Source organism: Spartobacteria bacterium UBA695 (assembly GCA_002298145.1).
Taxonomy (GTDB): Bacteria; Verrucomicrobiota; Verrucomicrobiia; order Chthoniobacterales; family Chthoniobacteraceae; genus UBA695.
In genome coordinates, this window is record DBMP01000013.1 from 565,513 (window position 1) to 580,757 (window position 15,245).

At 63.5% G+C, this 15,245-nt stretch carries 20 protein-coding genes; 5 read left to right on the forward strand and 15 right to left on the reverse strand.

Going from position 1 to position 15,245, the window contains the following annotated elements; genetic code table 11:
• The 6 genes from B2828_RS08705 to B2828_RS08730 all read right to left on the reverse strand — a co-directional run bounded on the left by B2828_RS08705 (window position 1) and on the right by B2828_RS08730 (window position 4,250).
• Complete coding sequence (locus tag B2828_RS08705) at window positions 1–525, reverse strand: hypothetical protein (RefSeq protein WP_479633329.1); 525 nt, start codon at window positions 523–525, stop codon at window positions 1–3.
• Complete coding sequence (locus tag B2828_RS08710) at window positions 522–1,457, reverse strand: aspartate carbamoyltransferase catalytic subunit (RefSeq protein WP_479633330.1); 936 nt, start codon at window positions 1,455–1,457, stop codon at window positions 522–524. Before B2828_RS08710 ends, B2828_RS08705 begins: the two co-directional genes overlap by 4 nt.
• 17 nt (window positions 1,458–1,474) lie before the next feature.
• Window positions 1,475–2,047, reverse strand: a complete 573-nt coding sequence (pyrR, locus tag B2828_RS08715) for a bifunctional pyr operon transcriptional regulator/uracil phosphoribosyltransferase PyrR (protein WP_479633331.1) — start codon at window positions 2,045–2,047, stop codon at window positions 1,475–1,477.
• A gap of 55 nt (window positions 2,048–2,102) precedes the next feature.
• Window positions 2,103–2,372, reverse strand: a complete 270-nt coding sequence (locus tag B2828_RS08720) for a DUF4032 domain-containing protein (RefSeq protein WP_479633332.1) — start codon at window positions 2,370–2,372, stop codon at window positions 2,103–2,105.
• 95 nt (window positions 2,373–2,467) lie between these two features.
• A complete protein-coding gene (locus B2828_RS08725; RefSeq protein ID WP_479633333.1) occupies window positions 2,468–3,523 on the reverse strand; it encodes an Mrp/NBP35 family ATP-binding protein in 1,056 nt (351 codons plus the stop codon).
• 109 nt (window positions 3,524–3,632) lie between these two features.
• Complete coding sequence (locus B2828_RS08730) at window positions 3,633–4,250, reverse strand: D-sedoheptulose-7-phosphate isomerase (RefSeq protein WP_479633334.1); 618 nt, start codon at window positions 4,248–4,250, stop codon at window positions 3,633–3,635.
• An 80-nt stretch (window positions 4,251–4,330) separates the two neighbouring features.
• On the opposite strand from B2828_RS08730, the gene B2828_RS08735 reads away from it, so the two are divergent.
• The gene (locus B2828_RS08735) at window positions 4,331–5,284 is read left to right on the forward strand and encodes a S1/P1 nuclease (protein WP_479633335.1); all 954 of its coding nucleotides are present in this window, start codon (window positions 4,331–4,333) and stop codon (window positions 5,282–5,284) included.
• Here the strand turns inward: B2828_RS08735 and B2828_RS08740 are convergent.
• The 5 genes from B2828_RS08740 to B2828_RS08760 all read right to left on the reverse strand — a co-directional run bounded on the left by B2828_RS08740 (window position 5,208) and on the right by B2828_RS08760 (window position 8,603).
• Window positions 5,208–5,606, reverse strand: coding sequence for a hypothetical protein (locus B2828_RS08740; RefSeq protein ID WP_479633336.1), 399 nt, complete (start codon window positions 5,604–5,606; stop codon window positions 5,208–5,210). The genes B2828_RS08735 and B2828_RS08740 overlap by 77 nt on opposite strands.
• Window positions 5,603–5,875 (reverse strand): hypothetical protein, encoded by a 273-nt coding sequence (locus tag B2828_RS08745; protein ID WP_479633337.1) that lies wholly within the window; start codon window positions 5,873–5,875, stop codon window positions 5,603–5,605. The genes B2828_RS08740 and B2828_RS08745 overlap by 4 nt, the downstream gene beginning before the upstream one ends.
• Window positions 5,872–6,219, reverse strand: coding sequence for a hypothetical protein (locus B2828_RS08750; protein WP_479633338.1), 348 nt, complete (start codon window positions 6,217–6,219; stop codon window positions 5,872–5,874). Before B2828_RS08750 ends, B2828_RS08745 begins: the two co-directional genes overlap by 4 nt.
• A gap of 181 nt (window positions 6,220–6,400) precedes the next feature.
• Complete coding sequence (locus B2828_RS08755; protein WP_479633339.1) at window positions 6,401–7,696, reverse strand: hypothetical protein; 1,296 nt, start codon at window positions 7,694–7,696, stop codon at window positions 6,401–6,403.
• 103 nt (window positions 7,697–7,799) lie between these two features.
• Window positions 7,800–8,603, reverse strand: a complete 804-nt coding sequence (locus tag B2828_RS08760; RefSeq protein WP_479633340.1) for a M14 family zinc carboxypeptidase — start codon at window positions 8,601–8,603, stop codon at window positions 7,800–7,802.
• Between the two features lie 142 nt (window positions 8,604–8,745).
• Here B2828_RS08760 and B2828_RS08765 point away from each other — a divergent pair, with 142 nt between their 5' ends.
• Window positions 8,746–9,825 (forward strand): acyl-CoA reductase, encoded by a 1,080-nt coding sequence (locus B2828_RS08765; protein ID WP_479633341.1) that lies wholly within the window; start codon window positions 8,746–8,748, stop codon window positions 9,823–9,825.
• A gap of 19 nt (window positions 9,826–9,844) precedes the next feature.
• Here the strand turns inward: B2828_RS08765 and B2828_RS08770 are convergent, their stop codons facing one another.
• Window positions 9,845–10,144 carry a YciI family protein gene (locus tag B2828_RS08770; protein ID WP_479633342.1) on the reverse strand — a complete coding sequence of 100 codons (300 nt, stop codon included), beginning with the start codon at window positions 10,142–10,144 and terminating at the stop codon, window positions 9,845–9,847.
• Window positions 10,145–10,229: 85 nt separating this feature from the next.
• Between B2828_RS08770 and radC the strand changes: the two genes are divergently transcribed.
• Both radC and B2828_RS08780 read left to right on the forward strand, forming a co-directional pair.
• A complete protein-coding gene (radC, locus tag B2828_RS08775; RefSeq protein ID WP_479633343.1) occupies window positions 10,230–10,928 on the forward strand; it encodes a RadC family protein in 699 nt (232 codons plus the stop codon).
• Between the two features lie 69 nt (window positions 10,929–10,997).
• Window positions 10,998–11,399 (forward strand): hypothetical protein, encoded by a 402-nt coding sequence (locus tag B2828_RS08780; protein WP_479633344.1) that lies wholly within the window; start codon window positions 10,998–11,000, stop codon window positions 11,397–11,399.
• Between the two features lie 47 nt (window positions 11,400–11,446).
• Here the strand turns inward: B2828_RS08780 and B2828_RS08785 are convergent, their stop codons facing one another.
• Genes B2828_RS08785 through B2828_RS08795 form a run of 3 tightly spaced genes read right to left on the reverse strand, consistent with a single transcriptional unit; the run spans window position 11,447 to window position 13,967 of the window.
• A complete protein-coding gene (locus B2828_RS08785) occupies window positions 11,447–13,075 on the reverse strand; it encodes an NAD+ synthase (RefSeq protein ID WP_479633345.1) in 1,629 nt (542 codons plus the stop codon).
• A gap of 35 nt (window positions 13,076–13,110) precedes the next feature.
• A complete protein-coding gene (locus B2828_RS08790) occupies window positions 13,111–13,269 on the reverse strand; it encodes a hypothetical protein (protein ID WP_479633346.1) in 159 nt (52 codons plus the stop codon).
• A 38-nt stretch (window positions 13,270–13,307) separates the two neighbouring features.
• The gene (locus B2828_RS08795) at window positions 13,308–13,967 is read right to left on the reverse strand and encodes a CAAX prenyl protease-related protein (RefSeq protein WP_479633347.1); all 660 of its coding nucleotides are present in this window, start codon (window positions 13,965–13,967) and stop codon (window positions 13,308–13,310) included.
• A gap of 209 nt (window positions 13,968–14,176) precedes the next feature.
• On the opposite strand from B2828_RS08795, the gene pilM reads away from it, so the two are divergent.
• The gene (gene pilM, locus B2828_RS08800; protein ID WP_479633348.1) at window positions 14,177–15,244 is read left to right on the forward strand and encodes a pilus assembly protein PilM; all 1,068 of its coding nucleotides are present in this window, start codon (window positions 14,177–14,179) and stop codon (window positions 15,242–15,244) included.
• Window position 15,245: the final 1 nt, after the last annotated feature.

The window sequence follows — 15,245 nt, forward strand, 5'->3', positions numbered from 1 at the left end:
CTATGGTTTGTAGGGTTGGAGGAATATCTTGAGGCCTTCGCTTGGGCTCCTGAGAGGGATGCGGGAAGAAAAATCCCGGTAGTCTTTGTGCCGGGCTATCAAGGTTATAGATGTGGGCGGGTCGACTGCTCCTAGGAATACGACCAGTTCGCGATGTTTGTGTTCGGGAAGGCTAAAATCTCCCTTTCCATCTGTTCTTGCAGCAATCTGTGGCAATCCCGCAAAAGTTACCGTGGCTTCGGAAACTGGCATTTGTGTTTTTTTGTCATAAACACAGCCGGTTACTTTGGGTGAAGTGTAAATATTAACCGGGAGAACACAGCCCGAAAACCCCGTTACCAAAAGCAGGCCTGCTGTCAATCTAGGAGCGGTCTGCAACCACGTACTGTCCATAAAACACTCTCTCGTTACGAATCTCCAAATTGGAAACGAGGGGAAAAGAATTTTTCTCACGCAAAGACGCAAAGGCGCAAAGAAAGGCAGGATTTCCTTCCCTTTGAGGCTTTGAGGCTTTGCGTGAGTCATTTTAGTTCCCCTCGCGCTCCGGCGCAGAGGTAGAGGACGGCCATGCGGACGGCGAGGCCGTTGGTGACTTGATCCAGGATGACGCTGCGGCCGCTGTCGGCGACTTCGCTGTCGATTTCCACGCCCCGGTTGATCGGCCCCGGGTGCATGATGATGGCGCTCGGTTTGAGCTTCGCGGCCCGCTCTTTGGTGAGGCCAAAGAAGGCGGTGTATTCGCCCAGGCTCGGGAAATACTCTTTGCGCTGTCGCTCATGCTGGATGCGCAGCATGTTCAGGACGTCGAGGTCGGGCAGGATGTCGTCGAGCTTGTGCGTGACGGTGACGCCCATGCGCTCAAAGACTTTTGGCACGAGCGTGCTGGGGCCGACGAGGGTGACTTTCGCGCCGAGCTTGAGGAGCCCGTGGATGTTGCTGCGGGCGACGCGCGAGAAGAGGATGTCGCCGCAGATGGCGACGTGCAGGCCTTCGATGGTGCCGAGCTGCTCGCGGATGGTAAAGAGGTCCAGCAGCGCCTGGGTCGGGTGGGCGTGGGCACCGTCTCCGGCGTTGATCACGCTGGCGGAGAGCCGCTCGGCCAGGAACTGCGCCGCGCCCGCTGAGGAGTGCCTCAGCACGATGATGTCGGAGTGGAGCGCCTGGAGGTTCAAGGCGGTGTCCTTGAGGGTCTCACCTTTGGTAAGACTGGAGGTGGTGGCGGTGATGTTGACGACGTCGGCGGAGAGGCGCACGGCGGCGAGTTCAAAGGAGGTGCGCGTGCGGGTGCTCGGCTCAACGAAGAAGTTGACGAGGGTTTTGCCCCGCAGCGAAGGGACTTTTTTGATGTTGCGTGTGCCGACTTGTTTGAAGGCGGCGGCGGTGTCGAGGATGTGGGTGATCTCGGCGGCGGAGAGCCCCTCCAGCGCGACGAGGTCTTTGCGGTTCCAAGCGTTCATGGTTGAGAGGGCCCGGGTTATGCGGGTTTGCTGATCCAGACGGCGTCGGGTTGATGGTCGAGCGCCTCCAGCCTCACGAAGACCCGTTCGCCGGGCGAGGTGGGCAGGTTTTTGCCGACGTAGTCGGCGCGGATGGGAAGTTCACGGTGGCCGCGGTCGATGAGGACGGCGTATTGGATGCGCGGGGGGCGGCCGAAGGAGGAGATGGCGTCCATGGCGGCGCGGCAGGTGCGCCCGGAGTAGAGGACGTCGTCGACGAGGACGATGGTGCGCTCTTCGAGGTCGTCGGGCAGGTGGGTGGGGGCGACGAGCGAGAGCCGGGGCCTCAGGTTGAGGTCGTCGCGGTGCATGGAGACGTCGATGGCGCCGGTGGTTACGGGGTGGCGCTCGAATTGCTCGATGTAGTCGGCGATGCGGCGGGCCATTTCGATGCCGCGCGATGGGATGCCGACCAGGGCGACTTTATCCAGGTCGGGGTTGCCCTCGATGATTTCGTGGGCGATGCGGCGGAGGATGCGCTGGATGGCGGGGGCGTCGAGGATGACGCTCGCGCCGGGGGCCGGCGGCGTTGCAGATTCGAATTTGGGCATTTGGGTTTCCTTGGCGACCTCGCGGGATCGCGGTTAAAGGAGGGTGGATTAGAGTCTACTGCGGAGGCTGTGTCGGGGGTTGTGCCGGGGGCTGAGGGGTCGTCGGGTGGGGTTGGGAGGCCGTTTCGGTGCGGCGGGCGTCGCGCCAGGCGGAGCGGTGTTTCACGATCCAGTCGAGCAATGCGCGCTCGAAGCCGATGTCGTGCCCCGCTTTTTCGCTCTCAAGCCATTTGTGGACGAGGATCTCTTCCCTCTCGGCAAGGAACTCCTTGTACAGGACGGAGTTTTTGACGAAATCCGAATTATCGGGGTCCGGGTGATCCATGTTGGAATCACTTTTCCTAAGAAAGGCCCGGGCGTCAATTCTGGACCTGGAAAATTTTTGGATAAACCGGGCGCTGGAGGAGGAGGCGAGGGTGTTCATTTGGAGGAAACCGCCGAGCAAATCTGCTCTGCGGCATGGATAAATGCTTGGGAAACAGGGGACTGCGGGTCTGCGCGAACGATGGGGACCCCTCGGTCGCCCCCTTCCCGGGTAGCGATGTCGATGGGGATTTCCCCCAGGAGTGGCACATTTAGCCGAGCGGCCTCGCGCTGGCCGCCGCCGGTGCCAAAAATGTCGTAGCGCTTGCCGTCGCTGGGACAAAGGAAGTAGCTCATGTTCTCGATGATGCCCAGGAGGGGGACGTTGACTTTGCCGAACATGGAGGCGGCTTTGCGGACGTCAATCAAGGCGACTTCCTGCGGGGTGGTGACGAGCACGGCCCCGGCCAGGGTGACGGTCTGGACGATGGTAAGCTGGATGTCGCCGGTGCCCGGAGGGAGGTCGAGGACGAGGTAGTCGAGGTCGCCCCATTCGACTTGGCGCAGCAGTTGCTGGGTGGTGCGGGTGACCATCGGCCCGCGCATGACGGCGGGCGAGGTGTCGTCCAGGAGGAAGCCCATGGACATGACTTCGAGCCCGGCGACTTCGATCGGCAGGATCTGGTCGTCGGCGGTGGCCATGGGGCGCTCGTTGCTGCCAACCATGAGGGCGATGGACGGGCCGTAGATGTCGCAGTCGCACAGGCCGGTTTTCGCGCCGGTTTTGGCCAGGGCGAGGGCGAGGTTGACGGCGACGGTTGATTTGCCAACGCCGCCTTTGCCGCTGGCGACGGCGATGACTTTTTTAACGCCTTTGATGGGGGCGGGCCCGGGAGCGGCGGCGTTGCCGGTGGGCGAGGCGGGGAGGTGGACCTCCAGTTTAACCTCGACGTTGCCGATGCCGGGCAGCTCTCGCAGCGCTTTGCGCGCTTCTTTTTGGATCTGCTCGGGGATGGAGGTGTCCCGCGCGGTGACCTCAAGCACGACGGTTGCGTCGTCGCCGTTGACCTGGATACTCTTGACGAGGCCAAACGAGACGATATCCCGGCTAAAGCCCGGGTACTTAATCTTGGATAGGGTGGAACGGATCAGGTCTTCAGAAAGTGCAACCATGACGCAATCCTCCCTTTATATCCCCAATTGCCGTTGGGGGCAACCCCGATTCAGCGGAAAGGGCTGCCTATTTTTGTATATAAGCGGACCTTATTGCCCGATGGGCCGGTCAGGTTTCGGGGAAGAGATCGGCTTCGAGCATGATGCAGAGGGTGTGGTAGATGGGGAGGTGGTATTCCTGGATGAGGTAGGTTTCCTGCGAGGGGACGCGGATGGAGGCGTCGGCGATTTGGGCTGCTTTGCCGCCGCCTTCGCCGGTGAGGGCGATGGTGTGGAGGCCGAGGCGCTTGGCTGCTTCCAGGGCCGGGGCGACGTTGCGGGAGTTGCCGGAGGTGCTGATGCCGACCAGGGTGTCGCCGGGGCGACCGAAGGCCAGGGTGAGCTGGGCGTAGACGTAGTCCGGGTCGCAGTCGTTCTGCCAGGCGGTGCGCAGGCCGAGGAAGCCGGTAAGGGGGATGCAGGGGAGGGCTCCCTGGAGCTTGCCCGCGAGCTCTGGGCCGAGTTTGCCGAGCAGTTCGCCCCGAATCGGGCGGCGGCTCTTGAAGCCTTTGAGGAGTTCGCCGCCCCAGTGTTCCGCATCCGCGCCGCTGCCGCCGTTGCCGCAGATGAGGAGCTTGCCGCCCGCCGCGAGGGACTGGTGCATGATGGTGTAGGCACGCTGGATGTCGTCGATACAGGGGGCGAGCGCCGGGACGCGCTGGAGGAGGCAGGCGAGGTGGGTATTCATGGAGAGGCTGGTGAAAATACGAGTTGCGCGACGATAAATGGGTTTTTCCCCGCTGGCAAGATAGGCGTACACTTTGCGCCATGAACCTGAAATGGCTTATTGGCGGTGTGCTGGCTCTGCTTTTTGCGGGGAATGCGCTGGCGTGGGACGAGGGGGGCCATTTGCTGATCGGCGAAATCGCCGCCCGGCGGCTCCGGCCCGAGGTGGTCGAGGAGATGCGGCCGCTGATTGCGCTGCTCGATCGGCAGTTCAACGGCGGGGCTCCATACAACTTGGTGACGGCGGGGGTGTGGCTGGATGACCAGAGGGGCCTCGGGCAGGCGAACCCGTGGGGACGCTGGCATTTTGTTGATTTCGAATGCGATGGGGGGAAAACCCCGCCGGAGCCGCCGCCGCCCCACGCACTTTGGGGGCTGGACCAGGCGACGGCCGTGCTGGGGGACCGCCAGGCACCGCCGCGGGACCGGGCCGTGGCGTTGGCGCAGGTGATCCACATCGTGGGGGATATCCACCAACCGCTCCACGCGGCGGACCGGCATGACCGGGGCGGCAATATGGTGACGATTGCCCCGCTCTTTGACGGCCTCTGGAACCCTCGTAATTTGCATGCGTTCTGGGACTCGGCCTACCGGATCGACGTTCGGGAGGGCCGCCCCGTGGAGCTCTGGCAGCTGCCGCCTCGCCCTGCCTGGCCGGAAGCGCCCGGCGCGCCAGGGGTGGTCTCGCGGGAGGCCGGGGCGGCGATGGAGTGGGCCTCGGCAAATGTCCGCAGGGTTGATGGGGAGAGCGCTTCAGGCACCCGTCCGTGGGAAGCCTGGGCGCGGGGGACTTTTGCATTTGCCCGGGAAAAAGCCTGGCCCTCCGATGGCGGGACGCTTTCCCCGGCTTTTATTCACGAAGCCCACTTCCTTGCCATGGCTCAGATCGTAAAAGCCGGGGAGCGCCTGGGCGATCTCCTCAATGCCCGCCTGGCTCCTCCAGCGCGGGAGGCTGCGGCGGCTTCCCCTGCGGCTCCAGCCGCAGCCGGGCGATAAGGAGCGGGCTGACGGTGCGCACCCGCCGGGCGAGTTCCTCCGGGTCGGCCGTTTCCGTGACGGTTAGCTCGCGCTTCTCCGCAGCGTCGAGGCCGTCGAGCTTTGCCAGCCGTTCGAGGAGCTTGAGCACCGTTGCCGCCGCCTTGAGCCCGGCCTCCAGCGGCTCCTCGTCGATCACCGGCCCGGAGCGCCCCTCCTTGCGCAGCGCCAGGTCGGCCGAGGCCGCCACGGGCACCCAGCGCTCCAGCAGCTTAAAGCAGATGCCGCGCTGAGCTTCCCGGCGCTCGTCGGTGAGGTCGCGGGGTTTGCGCCGTGCCGTCATAAGCCCACCTCCTTTAGTGTGCCGAAGCCGCCCTGCCAGATGAGCCGGAAGCCGCCCGGGTTCCAGAAGGAGCCCGAGACGCGCCAGATGCGGTCGGCCCGGGCGGTGATGGCTCCCCAGGTCGATTCCCGGGCCCAGGCGGGGTGGATCCACGTGACGCCGTCCTCGCGGGTGATGGGAGCGTAGAACGTTACGGTCTCCTCCCCCTTGCCCCATTCTTCGCAGACGAATTCGCGGCTTTCGGCGATCGTGCTGTGCGAGGTCTTCATGCCAGCGCCGGTTCCTTTTCCTCCCAAGCCTCGGGGGCGCCCGCTGCCTCGGTTTCCTCCGCCTCGTCCTCCAGCGGGTCGGCTTCGTCTTCGGGCAGGATGACGAGTCGGGTTTTAGGCCGGTAGACGGTGATCTGGTAGCGCCCCGTGGCGACCAGCAGGGCGTCGGGGAGCTTGGCGATCCAGTCGGCGAGCAGCTTGCCCTCGCCGTGCTCGAAAATCGTGGAGACCGGCGCGTGCGTTCCCTGTTTTTCCCACGAGTCGATGAGTCCGGCTTGTTTGGCTTCGTGAATCCCGAGGCACTGGAATGTGTAGACGGGCCCTCTCAATGTGACATCTCTCATGTTTGATTCTTCCTTGGTTGATCGTTTCCCGCACTGGCCCTGCCGTTTGTATGGCAAAGGCCTCTGTGCTTATTCCTTTTCTCTATGGTGTATTACACCAAGGCAAGCATATTTTATAAAAATGTTCGAATTGGGGGCGGGGGGCCGGGCCGGGAGAGGGCGGAGCGAGCGAGATCTCTAGCTAGAAGGCGTAGGAGATATCCCAGGTGATCATGTTCTGGCTGTAGCCGTCGTCGGCCTGGTCGGCGAGCTTTTTCAGGTAAGTGTACGAAAGGTGGGTATCGAGCTTCCGGGAGAGCCGGTATTGCGTGGAGAGCTGGGCCCGGAGCATCCGGTAGGGGGAGGTGTCGACGATGTTGCCGAGGCTCCCGCCGTTGCCCAGGTAGGTGGTCTGGTCGATGCCGATCGTGCCGTTCAGGGTGATCTTGGAGTTCATGCGCCATGAGCCGTTGTAGCGCACGTAATCGACCTGGGTCTGCGCGCCGAGCAGGGAGAGCGAGAGCTGGCGGCCGACCGAGAGGGTCTGTGTGTAGTATTGGTTGAAGCGGTTGACGAGCGAGGCGTTGGCGTATTCGCTGGTGGTGGAGGGGCCGTTGCTGGGGATGGATTCGGAGATGCCCGCGCTGGTGTCGAGCGAGGTGTAGTCGCTGAGCTGGAAGCTCGCCGTGGGGCCGTAGGCAATGGTGGTGCTGTCCTGGTCGGAGGCCGAGGGGAAGGTGGTCTTGCTCACGGAAGCGCCCATGCCGAGGGTGAGGAAGGAGAGGACGCGCGAGTTGATGCTGCCCGAGACGGTGTCGACGTAGTTATTAAAGGCGCTCGTGCCGATGTTGGTGGCGTTGCCCGAGGAGTCGAGGCTGACGATGCTGAGGGCCCAGAGATTGCGGTGCGAAACGTCCAGGTGCGCGTTGGTGAGGCTGTTGATGGGCCACTCGGCGTTGGCCCCGATGGTGTTGGTGAAGCGCCGGAACTGAGCGACGTTGGAGAGGCTGCCGTCGCTGCCGGAGTCGCTTTGCATGGCCATCTGATCGTAGACGCGGATCTTTACCGGGCCCGCGAGAATCCGGAAGGCGATCTGCGAGTCGGGCGCGACGTTGAGGTCGGTGTTGTTCCGGTTGAGCGTCGGCTGGAGGAGGTGATACTCGTAACCGAGGTTCATCGAAAGGCTCAGCGTGGTCCGCTCGATGTCATCCCGCTCCCGGGGGAACATCTGGAGCTCGGACAGCGCGGTGAAGCCAACGCGGGGCGTGATGATCAGGTCCGAGAGAATCGGGCTGTCCTTGCCGTTGGAGAGGTTGACGTTGTCCGTGTACTGCGTCTGGACGCTGGAGTTGAGCGTGACGTAGACGGGGCCTGCCTTGATGTTGTAGTAGCGCTGAGTCTCGCCGCCGCCAGGCAGATCCTGGGCCCGGGCCTCTGGGTGCGCGAGGAGCATGACGGCGCCCGCCAGGGCTGCGGCAATATGTCGGCGAAGCTTCAAAAAAACAGGGGTGGGATTTCTCTGACCAGGTGGGTCGGGGGACTATACGGGCAGGTCCCGCGCTTGCGCCAATAAAAAAACACCCTGGGCGGCTGCTAAACCGCTAAAGATCCTGACCAAACGCCAGGAAGGGCCGGTACTCCTCCAGAATGCGGTCGAGCGCGGCGACGGCCGCCTCCACCTGGAGATCCAGCGCGGCATCCTGGGGCGTCTCAAAGATCAGCTCAAAGGGGGCCGGGTTAAGCTCCCTCGGGTTGCTCAGCACGCCGTGGTAGCAGGCGTCGCGGATGAGCGCGTCGCAGGCGGGGAAGCCGTCAATGACAGCCCCGGCTGCCCGGGGGAGAAACGACTCCGCCGCCCGGAGCGCCGGACGCGCCAAGGCCTCGGTGAGCGTCGCCCCGCGCACGTAGGCGTAGACGCCCTCCGTGGTGTTGTCGGCATGGAGGGCCACGACGCCCGAAAAGGCGCGCGCGGCCAGTTCGCGTTCCAGGAGGTGGACCTCCTGCTCCGGCGACTGGTTCCAAAATTCGCGGTTGAGATCCGCGCCGGTGCGGGATTGGCGGGTGCCGTCCTCCAGGCCCGTCGGGTTGCAGACCGGGTAGACGTAGACCTCGTAGCCGCGGGCGCGCTCCGGTTCCTGCACCAGGCGGCGCAGGAACTCCAGGGCAGCGTAGGCCGTCTCGTGCTCATCGCCGTGGATCGCCGCAAAGATGCCGATGCGCACCGGGTCGACCCCGGCATCCGGCCCGCGCAGGAGCAGCCGGGGAATGGCGTAGAGCCGCCCGCCCGAAAGGAAGCGCCCAATCTCGCCACACATCAGCGTTTCCTCGGCTTGGAGATCCTCGATCTGCCGTAGCAGATCCCGGGAAACGAAGGTGGCTGATGATGAGGTCTTAGAGGTCTGCATGGTTTGTCGCTAATCCCTATTGAGATTATGTAGAATCAAATACGCCCGTTTTTTTCCCATGGCAATCCGAAATTTTGTCTCCGGCGTTTTCTTTTGCGTAGGGACCATGGTATAAGAGAGACGGTTTTATACGATATTCCCCATGCAGACCCGCGAAATCGCAACGCATCTGGCCGAGGCAGCCCGGGATTTCCCGTGGCTGGGACCGATCACCGCCGAGGGCCTGATGGGCCTCATCCGCGCCGAACTCGGCTACGAGGACGCCCTGGACGTCTTTCACCCCTACGGTGGCCACGCCGCCCGGGCGCTCGGGCCGTGCCTGATCCTGCACGTGGTCAGCGGCAATACCCCCCACGCGGGTCTTCAGAGCCTCATCCGAGGGCTGCTCCTGGGTGCGCACAACTGGGTAAAAGTGCCCACGGGCGGGCTGCCGGAGGTGGTGCGCTTCCGCGAGCAGCTCCCCTTTGAGCTGGCGCGCCGGGTGACGATCTCCGAGGAACTCCACGGCGATTGGCTCGACCAGGCCGATGCCGTGATCGTGTTTGGACGTGACGAAACGGTAGAACATTTCCGTAAACGGGTTCGCGCCGACCAGCGCTTTTTGCCGCATGCCCACCGGATTAGCTTCGGGGTGGTGTTCGACGACCCCGGGTTTACCTCCGTGGCCGACGCGGCGCGCTCCGCCTCGCTCTACAACCAGCAGGGCTGCCTTTCGCCGCATCTCTACTACGTCGACCCGAAGATCGCCCGCGAGTACGCCGAGCGGCTGGCCGGGGCGATGGCCGATTTTGAAAAAGAGAACCCGCGCGGGCCCGTCAGCCTCGCGGAGCAGAGCGAGATCGCCGCGCTGCGCAAAGACTTCGCCTTCCGCGCCGCCGTGAACCAGTCCGAGCCGCCCGCGCTGTGGGAAAGCCCCGGCTCGACGGCCTGGACGGTGCTCTACGACCCGGAGCCGCAGTTCATGGCCTCGTGCCTTAACCGCGTAATCTACGTCAAGCCGCTTCCCGAGGACCTGCCCCGCGCGGTCATCCGCGTCTACAAACACCTGAGCACCGTCGGGATCCACCCGGCCACGCCGGAAAACGCCGACCGCGTGGTGCTCACCGGGGCTTCGCGCATCTGCCCCATCGGCCAGATGCAGTTCCCGCCCCTGACGTGGCACCACGACGCGCAGCCGGTGCTCCTGCCGCTGATCCACTGGGTGGACTTTGAGACGGAGTGACGAGAGGCGTCGCCTCGGGCTATTTCCCTTCGATCCAGTCGCCCAGGAATGGCTGATGCTTCACCGGGATGAACTCGATGAAGCGGTGCTGGCCGACGCCTTCGGTCTTGTAGGGGTCCCCGGCGAAGTAGGATTCAATCGCATCGAGCGACTCAGCCCGGGCGATAATCATCCCGCCGGTTTTCGGGTTTTGCGGGCCCGACATAAGGAGCAGGCCCGCCTCGTAACCCTTTTGCAGGTAGGCGCGGTGACGTTCCAGAACGGCGGCCACGGCCTCACTCGGAGCCGTGTAGGTAATTTCGACGACAAAATGTTTCATTAGTCGCCTAGTAATACGAATTTCGCAGGCCTCCGCCAGGAAATAGCTGGTCTTTTTGCCGCGCTCCGTGCTCATACTGGGGGTGATGACACGGACGATTCACGACCTGCCGGAGGGGGACCGCCCCAGGGAAAAGCTCGCCGCCCAAGGCGCGCAGGCGCTCAGCGACAGCGAGCTCATTGCCATTCTGCTGCGAACGGGGCTCCCCGGCGCGAATGCCGTGGAGGTGGCCCGCCAGCTCCTCGCCCGCTACGGTTCGCTCGGGCGGCTGGCCCGGGCCTCGGTCAAGGAACTGGCTGCCACAAAGGGCGTGGGGCCCGCCAAGGCCGTGCAGCTATGCGCGGCGTTCGGCCTCGGGGCGAGGCTGGCGCGGGAGACGTTTAACCGGGGTGAAAAACTGACCCGGCCGGAGCTGATCTATGATTTCCTCGGGCCCGAGATGCGCACGCTCGCGCGCGAATCCTTTCGCGTGGTGCTGCTCGACACCCAGTACCGCCTGCTGCGGGTGGAGGAGGTTTCCCTCGGGACGCTCGACCAAAGCCTGGCCCATCCGCGCGAGGTTTTCCGGCCCGCGATCATCCACAGCGCCTATGCGATGATTCTGGTCCATAATCACCCATCCGGCGACCCTCGCCCAAGCGAATCAGACCGGCGCTTGACGCTCCGGCTGAAGGAAGCCGCCGCGCTGCTGCAAATTCCGCTGCTCGATCACGTAATCATTGGGGCACCGGGCCCCGGCGGCGCGCCTGGTTATACCAGCTTCAGGGAGTTAAACGCTCTCTAAATAAGGTGTTTCAGATTGACTAACCCAGCCCTGTGAGAATAATGCGCGGGAACCAGAGTACCCACGGATATGATATTCAAGAATATTGGCGCACTCCTATCGATGATGGCTCTGGCCGGAGCGGGTTATGTTTATCTCTCGCCCTCGGGGTCGCTGACGATGCCCTCTTTTTCCGCCCCCAAAGCGCCCAGTTCGTATTCTGTACTCAGGCTGGCGAATTCGCGCGACCTCCACGACGTCAAGGTGGTCCGGCTGGATACGGACGGCTTCGTCGTCTCCTGTTTCGAGGGGACCTTCAAGCTCTGGAACTACCAGCTGACCCCGGACGCCTACGGCAAGCTCAAGCGGGTCTCGCCCGAGCCGACGGCCACGCCGGTGAGCAAAAGCCTCTTTGACCAGACGCCCACCCCGACGCAAAAGACGAAGGAAAAGGACTCGGGCCTAAACACCTTCAAAAACTGGATGAATTAAGGAGCGCGGCGACGCCCCCCTTGCTTTCCAGCCCGTCTAGTCCGGCTCTAGTCCACGAAGCGCTGGGCGATAGGCATCCGGCGGCCCATGCCGAAGGCGCGACTGGTGACTTTCAGCCCCGGCGAGGCTTGTTTGCGCTTGTATTCGTTGAGGTCCACCTTGCGGGCCACCCAGCGGACGGTCGCCTCGTTGAAGCCCTGGGCAATGATGTCCCGGGCGGTCAGGTTTTCCTCCACGTAGAGTGCCAGGATGCGGTCGAGCAGATCGTAGGGCGGCAGGGTGTCCTGGTCCTTCTGGTCGGGCTTGAGTTCCGCGCTCGGCGGTTTCTCGATGCTGGAGCGGGGGATGATCTCGTGGTCGCGGTTGATGTAGTGCGCGAGCGCGTAGACCTGCGTTTTGGGGACGTCGCTTAAGATGGCGAGGCCGCCCGCCATGTCGCCGTAGAGCGTGCAGTAGCCCACCGCCAGCTCACTCTTGTTGCCTGTGGAGAGCAGCAGCGAGGCGTGTTTGTTGGAGAGGGCCATGAGGATAAGGCAGCGCAGGCGGGGCTGGATGTTCTCCTCGGTGGTGTCCTCGCCCAGCCCGGCGAACTCCGGCGCGAGCAGCGTGCGGAATTTCTCGAACGGCTCCTGGATGGAGAGGATGGGGCAGCGGATGCTGAGGTTGTGGGCGAGCGCGAGGGCGTCGTCGATGCTCCCCTGGGAGGAAAACTGCGTCGGCATGGCCACGCCGAGGACGTTCTCCTTGCCAAGGGCATGGACGGCGATGGCGGCGGTAACGGCCGAGTCGATGCCGCCGCTGAGGCCCAGCACCACGCGCTTGAAGCCGCATTTGCGCAGATAATCCCGCAGGCCGAGGGAGAGGGCTTCGAAGAGTTCCTGCGCCTCGTCGCTCTTGCGGCATTCGGCGGCAGAGTGGCTCTCGGAATCGACAATGCCGAGCGCCTCGGTGAAGGCGGGGAGCTGCGCGAGGGGTTCGCCCTGGGCCGAGAAGGCCAGCGAATTGCCGTCAAAGACAAGCTGGTCGTTGCCGCCGACGGTGTTGCAGTAGAAAATCGGTACGCCGTGCTTGCGGGCAAGGCCGGAGAGCATTTCGCAGCGGCGCAGCGGCTTGCCGACGCAGAAGGGAGAGGCGCTGATGTTGACGATTAGCTCCGCCCCGGCCTGGACGAGGCTCGCGAGCGGGTCGAAGTCGTAGAGGCGGCGGGGCAGGTATTTCTCCGTCCAGATGTCCTCGCAAATGGTGACGCCGATCTTGCGGCCGTTGATTTCCAGCGGGGCGACGCTTTCCGCGGGCTGGAAGTAGCGGTCTTCGTCAAAGACGTCGTAGGTGGGCAGCAGCGATTTATAGACGCTGCGAGGCGGCTGGCCGCGCTGGAGCACAAAGGCGGTATTGCGGAAGGGGCGGCCCGCGCCGGGGTTGTAGTCGATGGCGCCCACCACCAGGGGCACGTCGCCGACCTCGCCTTGCAGGCGCTCGATGTATTCCAGGTTGAGCGGGACGAAGCGCGATTTGAAAACAAGATCCTGCGGCGGGTAGCCCGTCAGCGCCAGTTCCGGCGTCAGGACGAGTTCAGCTCCCCTGGCGCTCAGCTCGTGGTAAGCGCCGAGGATTTTTTCATAATTGCCCTTCAGGTCGCCGACCGTCGGGTTGATTTGAGCGAATCCGATCTTCATTGAGAATTTTTTTGAGGGAAGGAGCGTGGGAGATGCTACCGGGGCGTATCGGCGGGGGTGGCTTTGGGCGTCGTATGGCTGGCGCTCTGCTGGGCGCTCAAGAGAAATCCCTCGTACAAATAGACGTAGGCCCCCGCCACCAGCGCGGCTGCCAGCAGGACCAGGAACAGTTTTTGGAAAAACGAATGTTGCATTGGGATTCTCCTCCACGATAGCGATCCGGCCGCCGATGTCACCAGAAACCCCACTGGCGCGTGGCCATCACGTAACCGCCTAGGAGCAGATTGGTCACGGCATGGGCCACGACGCAAGCCCCAAGGCTGCGGGTGCGTACGGCTAGCAGGTTGTAGAGCGCCCCAGTGAAGAGGGCCGCCGGGTAGTCCGCCGGGGAGTGTTCCAGCGCGAAGGCCACCGTGACGATGCCAAACGAGCGCCAGGAGAAGGTGCCAAAAGGGACGTTCACGAAATCCTCGCGGATCAAATAACGCAGGAGGAAGCCGCGCCAGAAAATCTCCTCCACCAGCGGCACGACGACGACCAGCCGCAGGAACCGGAAGGCCACCGTGCCCCAGTAAAGCGGGGTGCCTGGGGCGAAAAACTCCGGGTTGAAGCCCTCCATCCGGGGTGCTTGGCCCAGGAACGCCTGCGGGGCGATCCAGACGAGAAACGTAGCGGCGGCTGCGAGCAGCGCCAGCCCAAGCCCCTTAAACCAGTCAAAGCGGTAATGGCTGCGCCACCAGAGGAGCGCCGCGGCGCATCCCACGGTTTGGAGCGGGTAGACCCAATATTGAGAATGAGTGATGCCCGCGCCTTTGCAAAGGTCCACGAGCCCCAGGAAGAGGAGAAAAAGCCCGAAAGGGCCGCAGTAGGCGAGAATGGATCGGTTTTTCACAGGAAAAAGGGCGCGCCATTTGAAGCAAAAAATGCCAGGATCGGGAACTCTTATTTTGATTTGCCTCCCGAATGGCACTTATTCTGCTAAAAATATCATTCCGAACCTTGAGGGCACCTCTGGAAACCGAGGCACGTCATCCTTTGTGGCTGCCATACCCCGGTTTCCAGCGGTACCCTTTAATCCCTTTTTTTTAACGCTCCATCCTCATGGCGAAACTTCCATCCTCGGCGATCGGCATTGATGTCGGCAGACATTCCCTCAAAGCCGTCCGCCTCCAGCGCCGCGGTCGTCGGCTTGCCCTGACTCACTTTGCCGTAAAGGAGGCCCCGGAGGCTCCCGCGGAGGCGCTGGCCGAGAATCTCAAAGCCCTTTTGCACGACCTCGGCGGCAGCGCCAAGGCCTGCGGCATCGCGTTTTCGAGCCCCGAGGCCCTGGTGCGCATCATTGAGCAGAACACCATCCCGCCCGAACTGCTGCGCGACGCCCTGCGCATCAACGGCCCCATGCTCCTGAGCCAGGATTGCCGCGATTGGGTCATCGACTGCCAGCCCATCGTCCCCGCCTCGCCTGCGGCTGCCCCCGATCCCAAGCCGGAAGCCGACACGCCCAAGGACGCCGCCCCGAAGCAGGAGATGCAGCACTACCTGGTGGGCGGCCTGCCCCGGTCGGTCGTGCAGGCGGTTCACGACGCGGCGACGAAAAACAAGCTTCCCGACACGCTGCTGCAACTCCCGCCGGTTGCCCTCTTCAATGGCTTTGAGTACGCAAACCCGGAGGTTTTCGCCAGCGAAGCCTTTGTGCTGGTGGACGTCGGCTGCCGGGCCTCCACGGTCATCGTGGGGGTGAAAGGGGAGCTGGTGCTGATCCGGACGATCGAGTACGGCGGGGAGTCCTTCATGGAGCAGCTCATTTTACAGGGGGCGGCCAATTTCGAGGAAGTCATCGCCTGCATGGCCGAGGAGGAGGTCCTTACGGTGGAAAACGCCCGCGTTTCGCTCTCGGAACTCATCCACACCGTCAGCTCGTCCATCGGGTTCTTCGAAGCCCAACGGGACGAGGCGATCCCCAAGATCTACGTCTCGGGCGGGCTCTTTAAAATGGCCATGACGCTGAAGCTTTTTAACGAGGAACTGCGGTTGCCCTGCGAGTTATGGGACCCGTTTGCCGCCTGCGAACTGACCCTCCCCCGGATGCGCTCGGCGGCGCTGGGGGAATCGACGGCTCTCCTGGCGACGGCCTTTGGCGTGGCAGCGGAAATCCTTAAAGGGCGATAAA

Excerpts from the sequence above, each read along its gene's own strand:
- pilM (WP_479633348.1), top strand. The coding sequence starts at position 14,177 with ATGGCGAAACTTCCATCCTCGGCGATCGGCATTGATGTCGGCAGACAT.
- B2828_RS08770 (WP_479633342.1), bottom strand. The coding sequence starts at position 10,144 with ATGAAACATTTTGTCGTCGAAATTACCTACACGGCTCCGAGTGAGGCC.
- B2828_RS08750 (WP_479633338.1), bottom strand. The coding sequence starts at position 6,219 with ATGAGAGATGTCACATTGAGAGGGCCCGTCTACACATTCCAGTGCCTC.
- B2828_RS08730 (WP_479633334.1), bottom strand. The coding sequence starts at position 4,250 with ATGAATACCCACCTCGCCTGCCTCCTCCAGCGCGTCCCGGCGCTCGCC.
- B2828_RS08725 (WP_479633333.1), bottom strand. The coding sequence starts at position 3,523 with ATGGTTGCACTTTCTGAAGACCTGATCCGTTCCACCCTATCCAAGATT.
- B2828_RS08780 (WP_479633344.1), top strand. The coding sequence starts at position 10,998 with ATGATATTCAAGAATATTGGCGCACTCCTATCGATGATGGCTCTGGCC.
- B2828_RS08705 (WP_479633329.1), bottom strand. The coding sequence starts at position 525 with ATGACTCACGCAAAGCCTCAAAGCCTCAAAGGGAAGGAAATCCTGCCT.
- B2828_RS08765 (WP_479633341.1), top strand. The coding sequence starts at position 8,746 with ATGCAGACCCGCGAAATCGCAACGCATCTGGCCGAGGCAGCCCGGGAT.
- B2828_RS08735 (WP_479633335.1), top strand. The coding sequence starts at position 4,331 with ATGAACCTGAAATGGCTTATTGGCGGTGTGCTGGCTCTGCTTTTTGCG.
- B2828_RS08790 (WP_479633346.1), bottom strand. The coding sequence starts at position 13,269 with ATGCAACATTCGTTTTTCCAAAAACTGTTCCTGGTCCTGCTGGCAGCC.
- B2828_RS08710 (WP_479633330.1), bottom strand. The coding sequence starts at position 1,457 with ATGAACGCTTGGAACCGCAAAGACCTCGTCGCGCTGGAGGGGCTCTCC.
- pyrR (WP_479633331.1), bottom strand. The coding sequence starts at position 2,047 with ATGCCCAAATTCGAATCTGCAACGCCGCCGGCCCCCGGCGCGAGCGTC.
- B2828_RS08785 (WP_479633345.1), bottom strand. The coding sequence starts at position 13,075 with ATGAAGATCGGATTCGCTCAAATCAACCCGACGGTCGGCGACCTGAAG.
- radC (WP_479633343.1), top strand. The coding sequence starts at position 10,230 with ATGACACGGACGATTCACGACCTGCCGGAGGGGGACCGCCCCAGGGAA.
- B2828_RS08745 (WP_479633337.1), bottom strand. The coding sequence starts at position 5,875 with ATGAAGACCTCGCACAGCACGATCGCCGAAAGCCGCGAATTCGTCTGC.
- B2828_RS08740 (WP_479633336.1), bottom strand. The coding sequence starts at position 5,606 with ATGACGGCACGGCGCAAACCCCGCGACCTCACCGACGAGCGCCGGGAA.
- B2828_RS08760 (WP_479633340.1), bottom strand. The coding sequence starts at position 8,603 with ATGCAGACCTCTAAGACCTCATCATCAGCCACCTTCGTTTCCCGGGAT.
- B2828_RS08720 (WP_479633332.1), bottom strand. The coding sequence starts at position 2,372 with ATGGATCACCCGGACCCCGATAATTCGGATTTCGTCAAAAACTCCGTC.